The following is a 15,628-nucleotide window of genomic DNA, read 5'->3' on the forward strand; positions in this document are numbered from 1 at the left end:
ACGGTCACCCGCTCTTCGCACGCAACGTCAAGGCGTCGGCGCGCACGGTCAACCGTGCGGCCGGCGCCTCGGCCGATACTGGACGCAACGATTCCCTGATCGAGGACGACGATGACGCACCACGCCGAGCTCCCCCTCCGCCCCGCCGGTTCCCACGGCCCCGACGCCACGCACACGCACGGCTCCCGGGTGACCAGCCCGGAGCGCGCCGAGCACCCGCTCGACCCGCTGACGGCCGAGGAGATCGCGGCCGCGCGACGGATCCTCGACGAGGCCGGGCACGTCTCGGCATCCACCCGGGTGCCCCGCATGCTGCCGGTCGACCCGGCGAAGGCGGAGCTCGCCGCGTGGCGGCCGGGCGAGCCGCTCGACCGGCGCATCCGCGTGACCCTGCTCGACCGGGACACGGGCGTCGCGAGCGAGGCGATCGTCGCGGTCAGCCGCGGCGAGGTCGACGCGTTCCGCGTGCTGCCGAACACGGAGGCGCCGTACGGCCAGCCGCAGTACCTGTTCGAGGAGTACGACGACGCGGCGACGATCGTGAAGGCCTCCCCCGAGTGGCAGGCGGCGATGCGTCGACGCGGCCTCGAGGAGCACATGGAGCTCGCCTTCTGCTCGCCGCTCGCCCCCGGCTTCTTCGGTCGTGCGGACGAGGTCGGCAAGCGGGTGCTGCGCTCGCACACCTACCTGCGTCTCGACGAGCACGACAGCCCGTGGGCGCACCCGGTCGAGGGGCTCGTCGTGCACGTGGACCTCACGGCGCGCCGCGTGATCCGCATCGACGACGAGGGCGACGTGCCCGTGCCGATGCAGCACGGCAATTACACGGCGGCGGCGCAGGGCCCGGCCCGCACCACGCTGAAGCCGATCGAGATCACCCAGCCCGAGGGGCCGAGCTTCTCGGTCGACGGCAGCCTGGTGGAGTGGGAGAACTGGCGCTTCCGCGTCGGCTTCACCCAGCAGGAGGGCCTGGTGCTGAACCAGATCACCTTCCGCGACGGCGAGGAGCACCGCTCGGTCGCGCACCGGGCGAGCGTGCCCGAGATGGTCGTGCCCTACGGCGACACCTCGATCAGCCGGCACTGGATCAGCTACTTCGACGCGGGCGAGTACCTGCTCGGCAAGAACGCGAACTCGCTCGCGCTCGGCTGCGACTGCCTCGGCGTCATCCACTACTTCGACGCCTTCGTGCCGGACGACCACGGCAACCCGGTGAAGATCCCGCAGGCCGTGTGCATGCACGAGGAGGACTACGGCATCCTCTGGAAGCACACCGACCTGGCGGGCAACCCGGAGACGCGCCGCAGCCGTCGCCTCGTGGTGAGCTACTTCTCGACGATCGGCAACTACGACTACGGGTTCTTCTGGTACTTCTACCTCGACGGTTCCATCCAGGTCGAGGCGAAGGCGACGGGCATCGTGTTCGCGGGCGCCGGCATCCCCGGCAGCGACAACCCGCACGCGCCGGAGATCGCGCCCGGCATCTTCACGCCCGTGCACCAGCACCTGTTCTGCGCGCGCATCGACGCGGCGATCGACGGCGAGGACAACACGCTGCACGAGATCGAGATGGTCGGCATTCCGACCGGTCCCGACAACCCCTACGGCAACGCCTTCACCTGGTCGGACGTGCAGCTGTCGAGCGAGTCGGCGGCGCAGCGGGTCGCGAACGGCTTGACGGGCCGCGTCTGGGAGGTGCGCAGCGCGCACCGCACGAACGTGGTCGGCAAGCCGACCGCCTACTGGCTGATCCCCGAGGGCAAGGCGCTCCTCGCGGCGCAGCCGGACTCCTCCGTCGCCGCGCGCGCCGCCTTCGCGACGAAGCACCTGTGGGGCACCCGCTACGACCCCGAGGAGCTCTACCCGGCGGGCTTCTACCCGAACGCGCACTCCGGCGACGGCCTGCCGAAGTGGACGGCCGCGGACCGCAGCCTCGACGGCGAGGACCTCGTGCTCTGGCACGTCTTCGGGCCGACGCACATCCCCCGCACCGAGGACTGGCCGATCATGCCCGTCGACTACTCGGGTTTCTGGTTCAAGCCGCACGGCTTCCTCGACCAGAACCCGGCGATGGACCTGCCCGACGGCGCCGCGGCGCATTGCGCGCCCGGCGAGGGCGGCGCGGATGCCTCGGGCGGATGCTGCGGCGGCGGCGAGTGCCGCTGCGGCCACTGAACCCCGCGGCCCGAGCGAGTTTCCCCCAGGACCGGCGTTTCCCAGCCGGACGACCCCGACGATGACGACGACTGGAGCATCATGACCGACACCGCCACGAATCTGTCCGACACCTCGACCTGGTTGCCGCTCGACGGCCTCGCGCCCGGGTTCGACGCGAACAAGGCGCCGCACTCGCTCGACCTCGTGGGCCGCGAGGTCGCGGTCGTCGACGAGCGCGGCACGCGCATCGTGCACCGCTTCAACGAGCACACCGTCGACTGGGAGTACCAGCCGGGCGCGGGCGACCCGACGGAGGCCGCCGCGAAGACCGACGCGTACGAGGCGGTGAAGGTCGACGAGGAGCTGTACTACGTGCAGTTCCACCACGAGTACCTGCCGAACGAGGCCGTCACGCTCGTGCTCGACTTCCGCAGCGGGCACGCGCTCGCCGTGATCAGCGTGATCCTGCCCGAGGCGGAGGCGGGCAAGACCCGCGTGCAGCAGATCTTCGTCCCCTCGCAGATCGAGGGCATCGAGCTGCGCGGCGAGGCCCCCGCGCCGACGACGACGCTCATCGGCCGCCGGGTGCAGTGGGTCTACAGCCCCGTGCACGCGTACGAGCACATCTACCTCTCGCCGCAGTGGTACACCTGGCAGTGCCTCGCGGGCCCCGAGCGCGGCCTCGCCGACACCGACGAGAACTCGGTGTGGCAGATCCGCCCGGGCATCTACGTCTTCGCCTGGCGCGAGAAGGTCATCCCGTGCGCCTCGGTGACGATCGCCGACCACCGCGACGCCCGGGCGATCCGTTCGCACGGCGTACTGTTCGGCCTCGACGAGTCGGGCGAGGTGCCGACGCACTTCACCTTCGGCGCGCATGGCCGGCTGATCTCGGTCACCGTGCACCCCGACGAGTACGACACCTCCCGCTGATGGCGACGGCGAGCAGCGGCCCCGCGGAGCTCGTGCTCACGGGCGGCCGCATCTGGACGGGCGACCCCGCGGCCCCGTGGGCCGAGGCCCTCGCGGTCGGCGGCGGGCGGCTGCTCGCCGTCGGCACGGATGCCGAGGCGCTCGCGCTCGCGGGCGAGGGCACCGAGCGGCGCGCCCTCGACGGCGCCTTCCTCATGCCCGGCCTCGTGGACGTGCACAACCACCACGCACTCGCTGGGCGCACCGACCTCTTCGAGCTGTCGTTCTCGTCGTCCGGCTCCGTCGAGGAGGTGCTCGCGGCGGTCCGCGAGTACGCGGCCGGGCTGCCCGCCGACGCCTGGATCACGGGCGGGGCGTGGGGCAGCAACCTGCGCACCGCGATCTCGAACGAGGCGACGCGGGCCAGGCTCGACGAGGCATCCGGCGGTCGCCCGGTGATGCTCATGGAGGACTCCCGGCACAACCGCTGGGCGAACACCCGCGCGCTCGAACTCGCCGGCATCACGGCCGACTCCGACCCCGGCGAGGGCGGCGTCATCGAGCTCGACCCGGTCAGCGGGCAGCCGACCGGCGTGCTGCTGGAGTCCGCCGGGCTGCCGGTCGAGGAGGCCATGGCCCGCACCCGCCGGCTCCGCGCCGAGCAGCACCGCGCGGCATCCAGGCGCGGCGTCGAGCTGCTGAACAGCTACGGCGTCACCGCGTTCCAGGATGCCGCGGTCTCGCTCGAGATCCTCGAGGCGCTGCGCGCCCTCGACGCGGATGGCGAGCTGGATGCCTGGGTGGTCTCCTCCCTCACCGTGAACGACCAGATCTTCGGCTACGACCCCGTCGGCGAGGGGCTCGTCTGGCAGGGCGAGGCGTTCCGCACCGAGCACCACCGGCCGGACTTCGTGAAGATCTTCCTCGACGGCGTGCCGCCGGCCCGCACCGGCGCCTTCCTCGAGCCGTACCTGCCGGACGACGCGCACGGCGATCACTTCCTCGGCGAGACGACGCTCCCGCCCGAGGAGCTCTGGGGCTGGCTGCGGCGCACCGCTGAGCGCGGCCTGTCGGCGAAGATCCACTGCTCCGGGGATGCCGCGGTGCGCCTCGTGCTCGACACGGTCGCCCGGCTCCGCGCCGAGGGCTTCACCGAGACCCGCTACCAGGTCGCGCACGGGCAGTTCGTCGCCGAGTCCGACATCCCCCGCTTCGCGGAGCTCGGGGTCTCGGCTGACATGTCGCCGTTCATCTGGTTCCCCGGGGTCATCCCGGAGGCGATCGCGACGGTGCTGCCGGCCGAGCGGGCCGGCCGGATGCAGCCCAACCGCGCCCTGCTCGACGCGGGCGCGCTCATCGCGGGCGGCTCGGACTGGCCGGTCTCGGAGTCGCCGAACGCGTGGGAGGGCATCCACGGCCTCGTGACCCGCGCCGACCCCGCCGGGGTGTTCCCCGGCACGCTGTGGGCGGAGCAGGCCATCACGCTCGACGAGGCGATGGCGGCGTTCACGATCAACGCCGCCGAGGCGATGGGCCTCGGCGGGGAGACCGGATCGCTCGTCGCGGGCAAGTCGGCCGACTTCGTCGTGCTCGACCGCGACCCCTTCGCGCACCCCGCGGAGGAGCTCGTGCGCACCACGGTGGCGGAGACCTGGTTCGCCGGGCGCCGCGTGTACGTGCGCTGAGTGGTTCGCTGAGCCCGTCGAAGCGCCTGGTTCGCTGAGCCCGTCGAAGCGTCTGGTTCGCTGAGCCCGTCGAAGCGTCTGGTTCGCTGAGCCTGTCGAAGCGTCTGGTTCGCTGAGCCTGTCGAAGCGGACCGAAGCGGCGTTCCCTTCGACAGGCTCAGGGAACCAGCGGTTGGTTCGCTGAGCTTGTCGAAGCGGCGTTCCCTTCGACAAGCTCAGGGAACCACGAGCCCGACCGCCTCAGGAACCATCAGTCCGCGATCGCGGCGACCGCCTCGTCGATCGCGAGGAGCACGCGCCGGTCGTGCCGCGACGGCGCCCCCGGCACGTAGCGCAGCCGCTCGATCGACCCACCCCTGAAGCGATAGGCGCCGTGCGCCTCGTGCAGCCCCCAGTCCACCGGTCCGCCGTAGTCGTAGCCGACGCTGATGCCGGTGAACGGCGCCATGCCGAACAGCATCGGCACCGCGGGGATCACCGCCTCCGCCACCCCGTCGACCTCGAGCGTCAGCCGCCAGCGCAGCCCGTCCAGCTCGTCGACGCGCAGCAGCACCCCGTGCGGGCCGGGCGCCACCCGTCCGCCGCGCTCGCGATGCAGCTCGCCGTACGCGTTGTAGGAGAGCAGCCAGCGCCCCTCGTCGACGGCGAGCAGATACCCGCCGCCCTGATCGCCGTGCGCGACGACGACGCCCGCGGCATCCGCGTCGGCGAGCAGTTCGACCTCGACGGCGAAGGAGCGCAGCACCGTGAGGCGCGAGGCGCGGAAGCGTTCGAGGGGCGGCCGGAACGGGGGCAGCACGACCGGTTCCGACAGCGCCGACTCCCCCGCCGGCCGTACGTCCTGCAATGAGCCGTCGTCGTCCAAGGGGAACACCGTGTTGCGCCACGCCTCGGTCCGCCAGCGCTCGGCGAGCTCGCGGACGAGCGCCGGCTCGCCATCGGCGAGGTCGCGCGTCTCAGTGGGGTCGGCGGCGAGGTCGTAGAGCTCCCACCGTCCGCCGGCCGCGCCGTCCTGCCGCGTCGGCGGGGCCGAGGAGAGGGCCTTCCAATCGCCGACGACGAGCCCGCGCCGCCCGACGCACTCGAAGTACTGGGCCTCGCGGCCGGCTCCGCCCGGGTCGCTGAGCAGCTCGGCCATGCTGCGGCCGTCGGGCTGCTGCGCCGGGCGGCCGCCGCGTTCGGCGAGCGGTGCGACCCCGGTGAGCTCGAGGATCGTGGGGGCGAGGTCGGCGACGAAGACGAACTGCTCGCGCAGGCCGCTCACGGCGCCAGGCGCTCCCGGCCAGGAGACCACGAGCGGCGCATGCACCCCGCCCTCGTACGTCGAGGACTTGAACGAGCGGAACGGGGTGTTCGACACCCGCGCCCAGCCCGTCGGATACTGGCCGAACACCCGTGGGCCGCCGATCTCGTCGAGCTCGCGGGGCACGTCGGCGACCCAGTCCGCCGGCAGTTCCGCCGAGAGCCCGAACTGCGCGAAGTAGCTGCGGGTGCCACTGGGTCCGCCTTCGGCGGTGCCGCCGTTGTCGCTCGCGACGACGATGATCGTGCGGTCGAGCTCACCGAGCTCCTCGAGCCGCTGCACGAGCCGGCCGACGCTCTGATCGACCTCGTCGACGGCGGCGGCGTAGACCTCCATGTGCCGGGCGAAGAGGGCGCGCTCGGCATCCGTCAGCGTGTCCCAGTGCGGGATCCGCTCGCCGTCGGCGAGTTCGTCCGGCGGCAGCACCGCCGACGGCGGCACGACGCCGAGCTCGCGCTGCCGGGCGAAGCGCGCCTCCCGGAGTGCGTTCCAGCCCTGCTCGTAGCGCCCGGCGTGGCGGGCGATGTCCTCCGCCTTCGCCTGGATCGGGCCGTGCACCGAGGTGTGCGCGAAGTAGAGGAAGAACGGCTTGGCCGCGTCGTTCGCGCGGAGCTCGTCGATCATGCCGAGCGCCTCCTCAGTGAGCTCGTCGGTGAGGAAGTACCCCTCGGGGAACTCCGCCACGTCGTCGACCGAGTTGTCGCGCACGAGCCGGTGCGGGTGGTGCAGCGCGGTGAACCCGTCCATGCTGCCGAAATAGCGGTCGAAGCCGCGCTGCAACGGCCAGCTGGCGCGGTCGCCGCCGTCGTGCAGGCGGGACTCCACCGTGAGGTGCCACTTGCCGACCATGAAGGTGGCGTAGCCGCCGGCGCGCAGGGACTCCGCGAGGGTGGGCGCGTCCTCGGGCAGCTCGCAGGCGTAGCCCGGGTAGCCGGGATCGATGTGCGCCACGAAGCCGAAGCCGGCCCGGTGCGGGTTCAGGCCGGTGAGCAGGGCGGCCCGGGCGGGCGAGCACATCGGTGCGGTGCGGTAGTTCGTGAAGACCCAGCCGCCGGCGGCCAGCCGGTCGATGTTCGGGGTGGGGATCTCGCTGCCGAAGGGGCCGAGGTCGCTGAAGCCGAGATCGTCGACGAGCATCACCACGACGTTCGGCGCTCCGGCCGGCGCGTGCAGGCGGGCCGGCCAGGACGGCCGCGACTCGGAGGCGAACTCGGCCGCCCGGCCGGCGAAGCGCTCGTAGCCGCGGCGCTCCGCCACCTCAGCCCGCCTTCCGGATGAGTTCGAAGACCTCGCTGCGGAGCTCGGCGAACTCCGGCACCGCGCGCGTGGTGAGCTGGTCCCGAGCGCCGCCGAAGTCGACGTCGATGACCTCGGTGACCCGGGCGGGCCGCTCCCCCAGCACGATCACCCGGTCGGAGAGGTACACCGCCTCGTCGATGTCGTGCGTGACGACGACGATCGTCATGCCGAACTGCTCGCGGATGCGCAGGCACAGGTCCTCGAGCTCGAAGCGCGTCTGCGCGTCGACGGAGGCGAAGGGCTCGTCCATCACGAGCACCTCGGGCCGGTAGGCGATGGCGCGGGCGATCGCGACGCGCTGCTGCATGCCGCCCGACAGCTGCCAGGGGTACTTCGACTCGGCGCCGGCGAGGCCGACCGCGGCGAGCGCGCCGCGGACGCGCTCCTCCCGCTCGGCCGCCGGGAGCCGCAGGTGCTTCAGCGGCAGCCGCACGTTCTTCTCGACCGTGAGCCACGGCATGAGCGAGCGGGTGTACTCCTGGAAGACGAGCGCCATCTCCTCGGGGGGTCCGTCGATGGGCCGCCCGTCGATGAGGGCCTGGCCCGAGCTGATCGACTGCAGTCCGGTCAGGCACTTCAGCAGCGTCGTCTTGCCGATGCCGGAGGGCCCGACGATGCAGGCGATCTCCCCGACGCGCACGTCGAAGGTGAGGTCGGCGATGACGGGCACACTGCCCCGCTTGGTGTCGTAGCTCTTGGCGAGGCCGCGGACGCTGAGCCGCACGGGCGCATCGCGGAGGGTGTCGGAGGTCATGCGTTCTTCTCCTGCTGTTGCGAGGCGAGGTACCAGCGCAGTACGCGGCGCCGGAAGAGGGTGAACACGGCCGTGGTCGCGTAGCCGATCACGCCGAGGACGAGGATGCCGACCCACATGTCGGCGATCGCGAAGGACTGCTGGGCGAGCAGGGTGGCCGCCCCGAGCCCCGTCGAGGAGCCGAGCATCTCGCTCGCGATCATCACGACGAAGGCGGTGATGAGGCTCACCTGCATGCCGGAGAGGATGCGCGGGCTGGCTGCGGGCAAGGTCACGGAGACGAGGCGGTCGAACCAGCCGATCCGGTACACCCGGCTCACCATGGCGAGGGTGGGCTCGGTGCCGCGGATCCCGTCCATCGTCGAGATGAGCACCGGGAAGAGGGCGGCGAGCGTGATCGAGAGGATCCGCGTCTCGTTGCCGAAGCCGATGAGCGAGACGAAGATCGGCACGAGGGCGACGGGCGGGATGGCCCGGAAGAAGTAGATCGTGGGCTCGACGAACCAGGCGAGTGCCGGGACGAGGCCGAGTGCGGCACCGAGCAGCACGCCGATGACGCTCGCGAGCACGAAGGAGAGCAGCAGATTCCCGAGGGAGGAGCCGACGTCGATGAGGAACGTCGGCGTCTGCACGAGCTGCACGAGCCGCTCGAGGATGACCTGCAGCGGTGGGAAGAACGTGTTCGTCGAGTTCGCGGAGGCGACCCACCACAGCGCGAGCAGCACGATCGGCACGAGCACCTCGGTGCCGATCAGCACCCAGCGCGGCGTGCCGCTGCGGCCGGCGCGGCGGGCGACCGAGGTGCGGGCGGGGATGGACGAGGTGAAGACCATCACCTGGCCTCCTTCCGGTACTGCGGGTGCCAGTGCAGCAGGCGCCGCTCGCCCCACTGGCTGAGGCCCTGCACGAGGAGCCCGAGGAGGCCGAGCGCGAGCACGTAGGCGAACAGCTGCGCCTGGTCGCCGGAGATCTGCGCGAGCAGCAGGCTCTGGCCGAGGCCGGGCCCGCCGCCGAGGAGCCCGGCGACGACCGCGACGATGAGCGAGGTCGGCGCGGCGACGCGGATGGCGGTGCCGATGTACGGCAGGGCGCTCGGCAGCACGATCCTGGTGAGGATCTCCCCGCGGCCCATGCCGTAGGAGCGGCCGGTCGCCCGCGCCACCGGGTCGGTGTCGAAGACGCCGGCGGCGGACTGCACGGCGATCGCGACGAAGCAGCCGAAGAAGACGAGGAACACCCCCATCGCCATCGTGGGCCCGAGCACGAGCACGACGACCGGCAGGATGACGATCGGCGGGATCGGCTTCAGGAATTCGAGCGGCACCCGGGTGGCGTGCATCGCGAGCGGTGAGGTGCCGATGCCGACGCCGAGCACCACGCCGACGACGGTCGCCAGGAGGAGACCGGCGATCGCCATCACGACGGTGTCGCCGAGCGACCGCCAGAGCTCGGGCGTCGCGACGAGGCCGGCGAGCGCGCCGATGGAGTCGGCGGCGCTCGGCAGCGGCGAGTCGGCGAGCGGACCGGCGGTGGCGGCGAGCTGCCAGGCGCCGAGCGCCGCCACCGCGCCGGCCGCACCGACCCCGGTTCGAAGGAGCGGGACGCGCATGCCGGATCAGCCCGTGACGATGACGCCGTCGAGCTCGACGGGCTTCTGGAGGAAGCCGAGCTCGACCATCTTCTCGTTGGGCAGCTCGAGGTCTTCGGCCTTCACCTCGGCCGGCCAGACGGGCACCTTGACCTCGTCGAGCGTGAGCGTCGAGCCGGTGTAGTCGAGCCCTGCCTGAATGGCCTCCTCGGGGTGCTCGGTGGCGTAGGCGTTCGTCTTCACGAGGGCGCGCTGGAAAGCGGCGATCGCGTCGGCCTTCTGCTCGACGGTGGAAGCGCCGGCGGTCCAGAGCCCCGTCGCACCGCGCTCGAAGAAGCCGACCGAGGGGGCGGAGAGCTGCGTCGCGCCGGCCGCAGCCGCCTCGGTGGTGAAGGGGCTCACGAGCCCGGCGGCGTCGACGGTGCCGTTCTTCAGCGCGGCGACCGCCGAGGTGAAGTCGAGCACGACCCAGTTCACGCCGCTCGCGGGGTCGATCCCGGCCTTCTCGAGCTCGCCGGCGATGACGACCTCGAGCTGCGCCTTGCGCGCGGGGATCGCGATGGTCTTGCCCGCGAGGTCGGCGACGTCGGCGACCCCGCTGCCGGCGGCGGCGAAGAGCCCGGTGTCGTCGAGGGCGGCCGGGTCCTCGGCGGTGGCGGCGTCCTCGGGGTAGCCGTCGGCGGCGCCGATGACCTTGACGGGCACGCCCTGGCTGAGCGCGTTCAGGAGCGGGATGCTCGGCGAGTAGGCGATGTCGACCTGCCCGCTCTGCACGGCGGCGAGGCCGGCGGGCGGGTTGGCGACGACGCTCGTCTCGAGCGCGAGCCCCTCCTCCTCGAAGAAGCCCTGCTCGATGCCGGTGAGCAGCGCGCCGTCGGAGGTGAGGCCGATGGTCGCCACCTTGAGGGTGGTCGTGCCGCCGTCCGCCCCGTCGGTGGCGGCGGGCGCGCCGGACGAGCAGGCCGTGAACGCGAGCGCCGCGAGCGGGATGGCTGCCACGGCCGCCGCGATGCGGGAGGTGGTCTTCATGAGCGACTCCTTCGTCGTCGGGGGATGCGACCGGTTCGATCAGGGAGCGCGATCGGTTCGCCACGAACGGTTAGTCACCGATTGGTGACTAAACGATACCGACGTTCGCGTGATGCCGGATCACGGATCGGTAACAATAATCACCAAATGGAGACGAAACGCCGCATCCTGCCCCGACCGGAGCGCATCATCGGTGCGAGGCATCCGTATGATCGTCGCGACAGGAGGTGCGCCATGCCGAAGATCGTGGATCACGACGAGCGGCGCGCGCACATCGTCGAGGCGCTCATGCGGCTCATCGTGCGAGACGGCTTCGAGCGCGCGACCATGCGCGAGATCGCCGCAGAGGCCGGCTACGCGCACGGCGCCATCGCCCGCTACTTCCCCGACAAGCAGAGCGTGCTCACCGCGGCGTTCCAGCGCCTACACACCCAGGCCAACGACCGCATCCTGGCGGGCGTCGAGGGCCTCAGGGGCCTCGACGCGCTCCGCGAGATGTGCCTCGAGATCCTGCCGTTCGGCGAGGCCGGGCCGCGCTACGCGAAGGTCGTGCTCGCGTTCTGGGACCACGCCGCCCAGGACCGCGAGATTTGGGAGATCCACCGCGAGCACAATCTGCGCTGGCGCCAGCTCATGCACCGCTTCCTCGGCGAAGCGCGCGACGACGGCGAGCTCGCGCCCGAGATCGACATCGCGACCGCGGTGAACGAGGTCTCCGCGCGGAACGCCGGCTGGCAGATGATCGCCGTGCTGATGCCCGACGAAGCGGGCGACGCGCATCTCGACCAGGGACTCGACGCGCTGCTCGACCGCTTCCGCGCCCGTCGCTGATCGCCCTGGTTCGCTGAGCCCGTCGAAGCGCCCTGGTTCGCTGAGCCCGTCGAAGCGCCCTGGTTCGCTGAGCCCGTCGAAGCGCGGCGTTCCCTTCGACAAGCTCAGGGAACCAGGGTTGGTCCGCTGAGCCCGTCGAAGCGCGGCGTCCCTTCGACAAGCTCAGGGAACCAGGGTTGGTCCGCTGAGCCCGTCGAAGCGCGGCGTTCCCTTCGACAAGCTCAGGGAACCAGGGTTAGTCCGCTGAGCCCGTCGAAGCGCGGCGTTCCCTTCGACAAGCTCAGGGAACCAGCGCGGTTCGACGCGCCCGCCGCCGGTCGTTCGCCTACACTGGTTGACGCGTGAGCGCCGGCGATCTGCGCCGCCCGCGCGAGGACGGGAAGAGGGCCGGATGCCGAAGGTGATCGACCACGACCAGCGACGCCGCGACATCGTCGACGTCACCTGGCGGCTCATCGTCAAGGGCGGCATCGAGGCCGCGACGATGCGCGAGATCGCCGCGGAAGCGGGCTTCGCCAACGGCGCGCTGAAGCACTACTTCCCCGGCAAGGACGAGATCATCCAGGGCGCGTACGAGCGCTCGCTCGGCCTGATGGGCGAGCAGATCGAGGCCGAGGTGGCCGGCAAGCGCGGCGTCGCCGCCCTCCGGGCGATCTGCTGGGCCGCGATGCCGCTCGACCAGGAGCGGATCACCTCGGGCCGCGTGCTGCTCTCCTTCTGGGAGCGCGCCGTCTCGAACGAGACGCTGCACGAGGCCTACCTCGCGCACCTCGCGGTCTGGCGTGACGCGCTCGCGCGCTACCTCGCCGAGGGCCGCGAGGACGGCGACATCACCACCGCGACGCCCGACGAGCAGCTCGTCGACGAGATCGTGCTGCTGAACGTCGGCGCGAACATCATGAGCCTCATCTCGCCGCAGACCTCGACCCCCGCACTGCAGGAGGCGCACCTCCGCGCCTTCTTCGAACGACTCTAGAAACGCCGAGTTGCCCGACTTCCATGAAAGTCGGGCAACTCGGGGTGGGGTCGCCTCAGCAGGGACGGTCAGCGCGCCTCGGCCACCAGGATGCGCGGGCTGCCCGGCAGCGCGATCGTCTGCACGTAGCGCCAGCCTGCACCCTCGAGCCACTCGCGCACCTCGGCCTCGGGGAACACGACGGTGCCGTCGATGTTGTAGTACTCCCCCGCGTGCAGCGCGTCGATGCGACGCTGGCGCGGCTCGTCGTCGAGCGTGAAGTCGAGCACGGCGAGCTTCGCGCCGGGTGCCGCGGCCGCACGGGCGTTCGCGAGGATCGTGCGGTTCTGCTCCGCCGTGAAGCGGTGCAGCACGTGGTTCACGAAGACGAGGTCGTGCTCGCCACCCGGCTCGACCGACTCGGTCTCGCCGCCCTCGACGACGGCCCGGTCCGCGAGGCCAGCCTCGGCCACGGCCTGCGCGACGGAGTCGGCGAAGTCGGGCGCGACGACGAAGCGGGTGGTGAGCTCGGGGTTCGCCCGCATGACGTTGACGGCGAAGGCCGGGCTGAGGCCGCCGAGGTCGAGCAGCGAACGGCGTCCGGTGACGTCGAAGGCGCGGGCGAACTCGTCGGCGTGCAGTTCGTTGTAGCGCATCACGCCCGCGAGGAAGCGGCCCCAGCCGGCCTCATCGAGCTCGAGCACGCCCGGCGCGTCGGAGTCGACGGTGCGGTCGTAGCCGCGCCACTGCTCGTATGAGGTGTCGCCGAGGAAGGCGAGGAACGGCCCGAGGTCGATCTCGGCCCGCTCGCCGGTGAGGTACGCCGCGGCATCCGGCGTCAGCGAGTAGCGACCGCCCTCGCGCTCGAGCAGCCCCTGGGCGTTCATGCTGTCCGCGAGGATCCGCACCTGGCGCTGCGGCACGCCGGTCGCCGCGGCGAGCGCCTCGGCGTCGAGCGGGCCGTCGGCGAGCGCGGCGAACAGGCCGATGCGGCTCGCGGTGATGAGCTGCTTGGCGCCCATGAAGCCGATCGCGATGTCGACGATGGCGGCGGGGCTGGCGGCCCGCTCGGCGGGCTGGAGGGTGTCGGTCATGGCTGCGCTTCCTGTGCGGCCGCCCGTATCCGTGGGACGGCGATGTCGTGGATTCAGCACGATGCTACACGTTTTTCTACTAACATAGAAAAACAAATCCACCCGTTCATTCACCGTCGAAAGCGAACGCATGCCACTCACCGTCAGCACCCGCACTCTGCCCGCCGCCGGGGACGCCGCGGGCCGCGACCACGCCCCCGTCGTCCTCCTGCACGGCTTCGCCTCGGACGGGGAGACCGACTTCATGGCCAGCGGACTCGCCGACGCGATCGCCGCCTCCGGGCGCGAGACGATCGTCGTCGACCTGCCTGGGCACGGCACCGGCGGCGCGATCGGGGCGGACGAGGATGCCTCGACGAGCACGGTCGTCCGGGCCATCCGCGAGGCACTCCCCCAGTCCGGCCCGGTCGACGTCGTCGCCTACTCGCTCGGCGCCCGGCTCGCCTGGGCGCTCGCCGCGGTCGAGCCGCGCGTGCAGCGCCTCGTGCTCGGCGGCCTCAGCCCCTTCGAACCCTTCGCCGGCGTCGACGTCGCCGCCCTGGTCCGCGCGCTGGACGGCGAGGCCCCGGCCGACCCCATGCTCGGCATGATGGCCGCGATGATCGGCGCGCCGGGCCGCGATCGCGACTCGCTGCCGCGCCTCATCGAAGGGCTCGCGCGCGAGCCCTTTGACCCGGCGCAGGAGGTGCCGGCGGTTCCCGTGCTGTTCGTCGCGGGAGCGGACGACCCCATGACGACGGGCCTCGACCGCGTCGTCGAGGGCGTTGCGCGCGGCCAGCTCGTGCGGGTGCCCGGCGACCACCTCGGCGCCCTCGCGAGCCCCGAGTTCCGCCGGGCCGTGCTCGACTTCCTCGCCTGACGCCTGACGCCGGACGCCTGACGCCTGACGCCTGACGCCTGACGCCACCCAACCCCCGAGTTGCCCGACTTTCATGAGAGTCGGGCAACTCGAGGTTGAGAGCGAGGGGGCGGCGCGCGCTACGCCCAGATGCCGTCGGAGCGCACGGACTGGTCGAGCTGGAGCCCCTCGGTCGCCGCGCGGATCCCCTCGGCGCCCACGCGTTCGAGCAGGGCGAGCGCGCCGAGGTTGTCCTCGAGCTGCGACATCCGGCTGACGCCGAAGAGCACGTTGGCCGTCGCGGGGTTCGCGAGGCAGAAGGCGATGCCGAGCTGCGTCGGGGTCGCGTCGAGCTCGGCGGCGATGCGGGCCACCTCGGGGAAGATCGCGACGATGCGCTCGCGGATGCCGCCGACGTCCGCACCGATCTTGCGGCCGGGCACGGCCTTGCCCGCGAGGATGCCGCCCTCGAAGGCATCCGAGGCCTGCAAGGCCAGCCGTCCAGACGCGAACAGCTCGCCGTACTCCGGCCCCTCGGCCATCGAGCGGCGCACGAGGCCGTACTTCAGCTGCGCGAAGCTCGGCGGCACGAGACCCTCGCGCTCGGCGTGGTCGAGCGCGAGCACGAGGTCGTCGGCGCGCCAGTTGTTGACACCCCAGGCGCCGAGCCGGCCGGCCGCGATCTCGGCCTGCACGTCGTCGACGACGCGGCGCACGTCGATCGGCTCGAGGTAGTCCCCGACGACGGCGAACTCCGCGCGCTCGACGCCGATCCGCTCGAGGGAGGTCGTGAACTGCCCGGCGAAGCCGACGCGCGGGTACTCCCAGAGCCAGAGCTTGCCGCAGAGCAGGTAGTCCTCGCGGGCGAGCCCGGCCTCGCGCACGGCACGGCCGAAGATCAGGTCGGTCGTCGCCTGCTCGGCGTGCGGGCCCAGGTCGTAGTGCGCCACGTCGAAGAACGCCGCGCCCGACTCGTGGGCGCGGCGGATCAGCGCGACCGCGTCGTCGAAGTCCATGCGGTCCCAGGTGTTCCAGGACCCGAGGGAGAAGACAGGAACCTCCGGCCCGCCGGGCCCGAGCTGGCGGGTGGGAACGGTGACGGTCATGCGGCCTCCTCGTCGCTTTTTTCTACGCTCGTATAATATAACCACGCGCGTGCACCGACGCACGCCGACGGCAGAAG

Annotated in this window: 13 protein-coding genes; 6 read left to right on the forward strand and 7 right to left on the reverse strand. The window is 71.9% G+C overall.

Features of this window, described 5'->3' with window-relative positions; translation table 11 throughout:
* The first annotated feature begins 111 nt into the window (after positions 1-111).
* The 3 genes from ACFWE1_RS03185 to ACFWE1_RS03195 all read left to right on the forward strand — a co-directional run bounded on the left by ACFWE1_RS03185 (position 112) and on the right by ACFWE1_RS03195 (position 4,754).
* A complete protein-coding gene (locus tag ACFWE1_RS03185; protein WP_376932085.1) occupies positions 112-2,175 on the forward strand; it encodes a primary-amine oxidase in 2,064 nt (687 codons plus the stop codon).
* 81 nt (positions 2,176-2,256) lie between these two features.
* On the forward strand, positions 2,257-3,090 hold the full coding sequence (locus ACFWE1_RS03190) for a molybdenum cofactor biosynthesis F family protein (RefSeq protein WP_376932086.1): 834 nt from the start codon (positions 2,257-2,259) through the stop codon (positions 3,088-3,090).
* Complete coding sequence (locus tag ACFWE1_RS03195; RefSeq protein ID WP_376932087.1) at positions 3,090-4,754, forward strand: amidohydrolase; 1,665 nt, start codon at positions 3,090-3,092, stop codon at positions 4,752-4,754. The genes ACFWE1_RS03190 and ACFWE1_RS03195 overlap by 1 nt, the downstream gene beginning before the upstream one ends.
* A gap of 250 nt (positions 4,755-5,004) precedes the next feature.
* Here ACFWE1_RS03195 and ACFWE1_RS03200 read toward each other — a convergent pair whose 3' ends face one another.
* Genes ACFWE1_RS03200 through ACFWE1_RS03220 form a run of 5 tightly spaced genes read right to left on the reverse strand, consistent with a single transcriptional unit; the run spans position 5,005 to position 10,727 of the window.
* A complete protein-coding gene (locus ACFWE1_RS03200) occupies positions 5,005-7,314 on the reverse strand; it encodes an arylsulfatase (RefSeq protein WP_376932088.1) in 2,310 nt (769 codons plus the stop codon).
* Position 7,315: 1 nt separating this feature from the next.
* Positions 7,316-8,110 (reverse strand): ABC transporter ATP-binding protein, encoded by a 795-nt coding sequence (locus ACFWE1_RS03205; RefSeq protein ID WP_376932089.1) that lies wholly within the window; start codon positions 8,108-8,110, stop codon positions 7,316-7,318.
* Positions 8,107-8,943, reverse strand: coding sequence for an ABC transporter permease (locus tag ACFWE1_RS03210; RefSeq protein ID WP_376932090.1), 837 nt, complete (start codon positions 8,941-8,943; stop codon positions 8,107-8,109). The genes ACFWE1_RS03205 and ACFWE1_RS03210 overlap by 4 nt, the downstream gene beginning before the upstream one ends.
* Positions 8,943-9,719, reverse strand: a complete 777-nt coding sequence (locus ACFWE1_RS03215) for an ABC transporter permease (protein ID WP_376932091.1) — start codon at positions 9,717-9,719, stop codon at positions 8,943-8,945. The genes ACFWE1_RS03210 and ACFWE1_RS03215 overlap by 1 nt, the downstream gene beginning before the upstream one ends.
* A gap of 6 nt (positions 9,720-9,725) precedes the next feature.
* Positions 9,726-10,727 carry an ABC transporter substrate-binding protein gene (locus tag ACFWE1_RS03220; protein ID WP_376932092.1) on the reverse strand — a complete coding sequence of 334 codons (1,002 nt, stop codon included), beginning with the start codon at positions 10,725-10,727 and terminating at the stop codon, positions 9,726-9,728.
* A 234-nt stretch (positions 10,728-10,961) separates the two neighbouring features.
* Between ACFWE1_RS03220 and ACFWE1_RS03225 the strand changes: the two genes are divergently transcribed.
* Both ACFWE1_RS03225 and ACFWE1_RS03230 read left to right on the forward strand, forming a co-directional pair.
* Positions 10,962-11,558: a TetR/AcrR family transcriptional regulator gene (locus ACFWE1_RS03225; RefSeq protein ID WP_376932093.1), complete on the forward strand. Its 597-nt coding sequence runs from the start codon at positions 10,962-10,964 to the stop codon at positions 11,556-11,558.
* Between the two features lie 391 nt (positions 11,559-11,949).
* The gene (locus ACFWE1_RS03230; RefSeq protein WP_376932094.1) at positions 11,950-12,534 is read left to right on the forward strand and encodes a TetR/AcrR family transcriptional regulator; all 585 of its coding nucleotides are present in this window, start codon (positions 11,950-11,952) and stop codon (positions 12,532-12,534) included.
* A 68-nt stretch (positions 12,535-12,602) separates the two neighbouring features.
* Here ACFWE1_RS03230 and ACFWE1_RS03235 read toward each other — a convergent pair whose 3' ends face one another.
* The gene (locus tag ACFWE1_RS03235) at positions 12,603-13,607 is read right to left on the reverse strand and encodes a methyltransferase (protein ID WP_376932095.1); all 1,005 of its coding nucleotides are present in this window, start codon (positions 13,605-13,607) and stop codon (positions 12,603-12,605) included.
* A 130-nt stretch (positions 13,608-13,737) separates the two neighbouring features.
* On the opposite strand from ACFWE1_RS03235, the gene ACFWE1_RS03240 reads away from it, so the two are divergent.
* Complete coding sequence (locus ACFWE1_RS03240; RefSeq protein WP_376932096.1) at positions 13,738-14,466, forward strand: alpha/beta fold hydrolase; 729 nt, start codon at positions 13,738-13,740, stop codon at positions 14,464-14,466.
* A gap of 119 nt (positions 14,467-14,585) precedes the next feature.
* Here ACFWE1_RS03240 and ACFWE1_RS03245 read toward each other — a convergent pair whose 3' ends face one another.
* Positions 14,586-15,551, reverse strand: coding sequence for an aldo/keto reductase (locus tag ACFWE1_RS03245; protein WP_376932097.1), 966 nt, complete (start codon positions 15,549-15,551; stop codon positions 14,586-14,588).
* Positions 15,552-15,628 lie beyond the last annotated feature (77 nt).

Source organism: Agromyces sp. NPDC060279, assembly GCF_042726785.1.
In the GTDB taxonomy this organism is placed as follows: domain Bacteria; phylum Actinomycetota; class Actinomycetes; order Actinomycetales; family Microbacteriaceae; genus Agromyces.

What these genes read in the sequence shown, in the direction of transcription:
- ACFWE1_RS03230 (WP_376932094.1), top strand. Translation starts at nt 11,950, where the DNA reads ATGCCGAAGGTGATCGACCACGACCAGCGACGCCGCGACATCGTCGAC.
- ACFWE1_RS03205 (WP_376932089.1), bottom strand. Translation starts at nt 8,110, where the DNA reads ATGACCTCCGACACCCTCCGCGATGCGCCCGTGCGGCTCAGCGTCCGC.
- ACFWE1_RS03235 (WP_376932095.1), bottom strand. Translation starts at nt 13,607, where the DNA reads ATGACCGACACCCTCCAGCCCGCCGAGCGGGCCGCCAGCCCCGCCGCC.
- ACFWE1_RS03215 (WP_376932091.1), bottom strand. Translation starts at nt 9,719, where the DNA reads ATGCGCGTCCCGCTCCTTCGAACCGGGGTCGGTGCGGCCGGCGCGGTG.
- ACFWE1_RS03240 (WP_376932096.1), top strand. Translation starts at nt 13,738, where the DNA reads ATGCCACTCACCGTCAGCACCCGCACTCTGCCCGCCGCCGGGGACGCC.
- ACFWE1_RS03225 (WP_376932093.1), top strand. Translation starts at nt 10,962, where the DNA reads ATGCCGAAGATCGTGGATCACGACGAGCGGCGCGCGCACATCGTCGAG.
- ACFWE1_RS03220 (WP_376932092.1), bottom strand. Translation starts at nt 10,727, where the DNA reads ATGAAGACCACCTCCCGCATCGCGGCGGCCGTGGCAGCCATCCCGCTC.
- ACFWE1_RS03185 (WP_376932085.1), top strand. Translation starts at nt 112, where the DNA reads ATGACGCACCACGCCGAGCTCCCCCTCCGCCCCGCCGGTTCCCACGGC.
- ACFWE1_RS03210 (WP_376932090.1), bottom strand. Translation starts at nt 8,943, where the DNA reads ATGGTCTTCACCTCGTCCATCCCCGCCCGCACCTCGGTCGCCCGCCGC.
- ACFWE1_RS03245 (WP_376932097.1), bottom strand. Translation starts at nt 15,551, where the DNA reads ATGACCGTCACCGTTCCCACCCGCCAGCTCGGGCCCGGCGGGCCGGAG.
- ACFWE1_RS03190 (WP_376932086.1), top strand. Translation starts at nt 2,257, where the DNA reads ATGACCGACACCGCCACGAATCTGTCCGACACCTCGACCTGGTTGCCG.
- ACFWE1_RS03195 (WP_376932087.1), top strand. Translation starts at nt 3,090, where the DNA reads ATGGCGACGGCGAGCAGCGGCCCCGCGGAGCTCGTGCTCACGGGCGGC.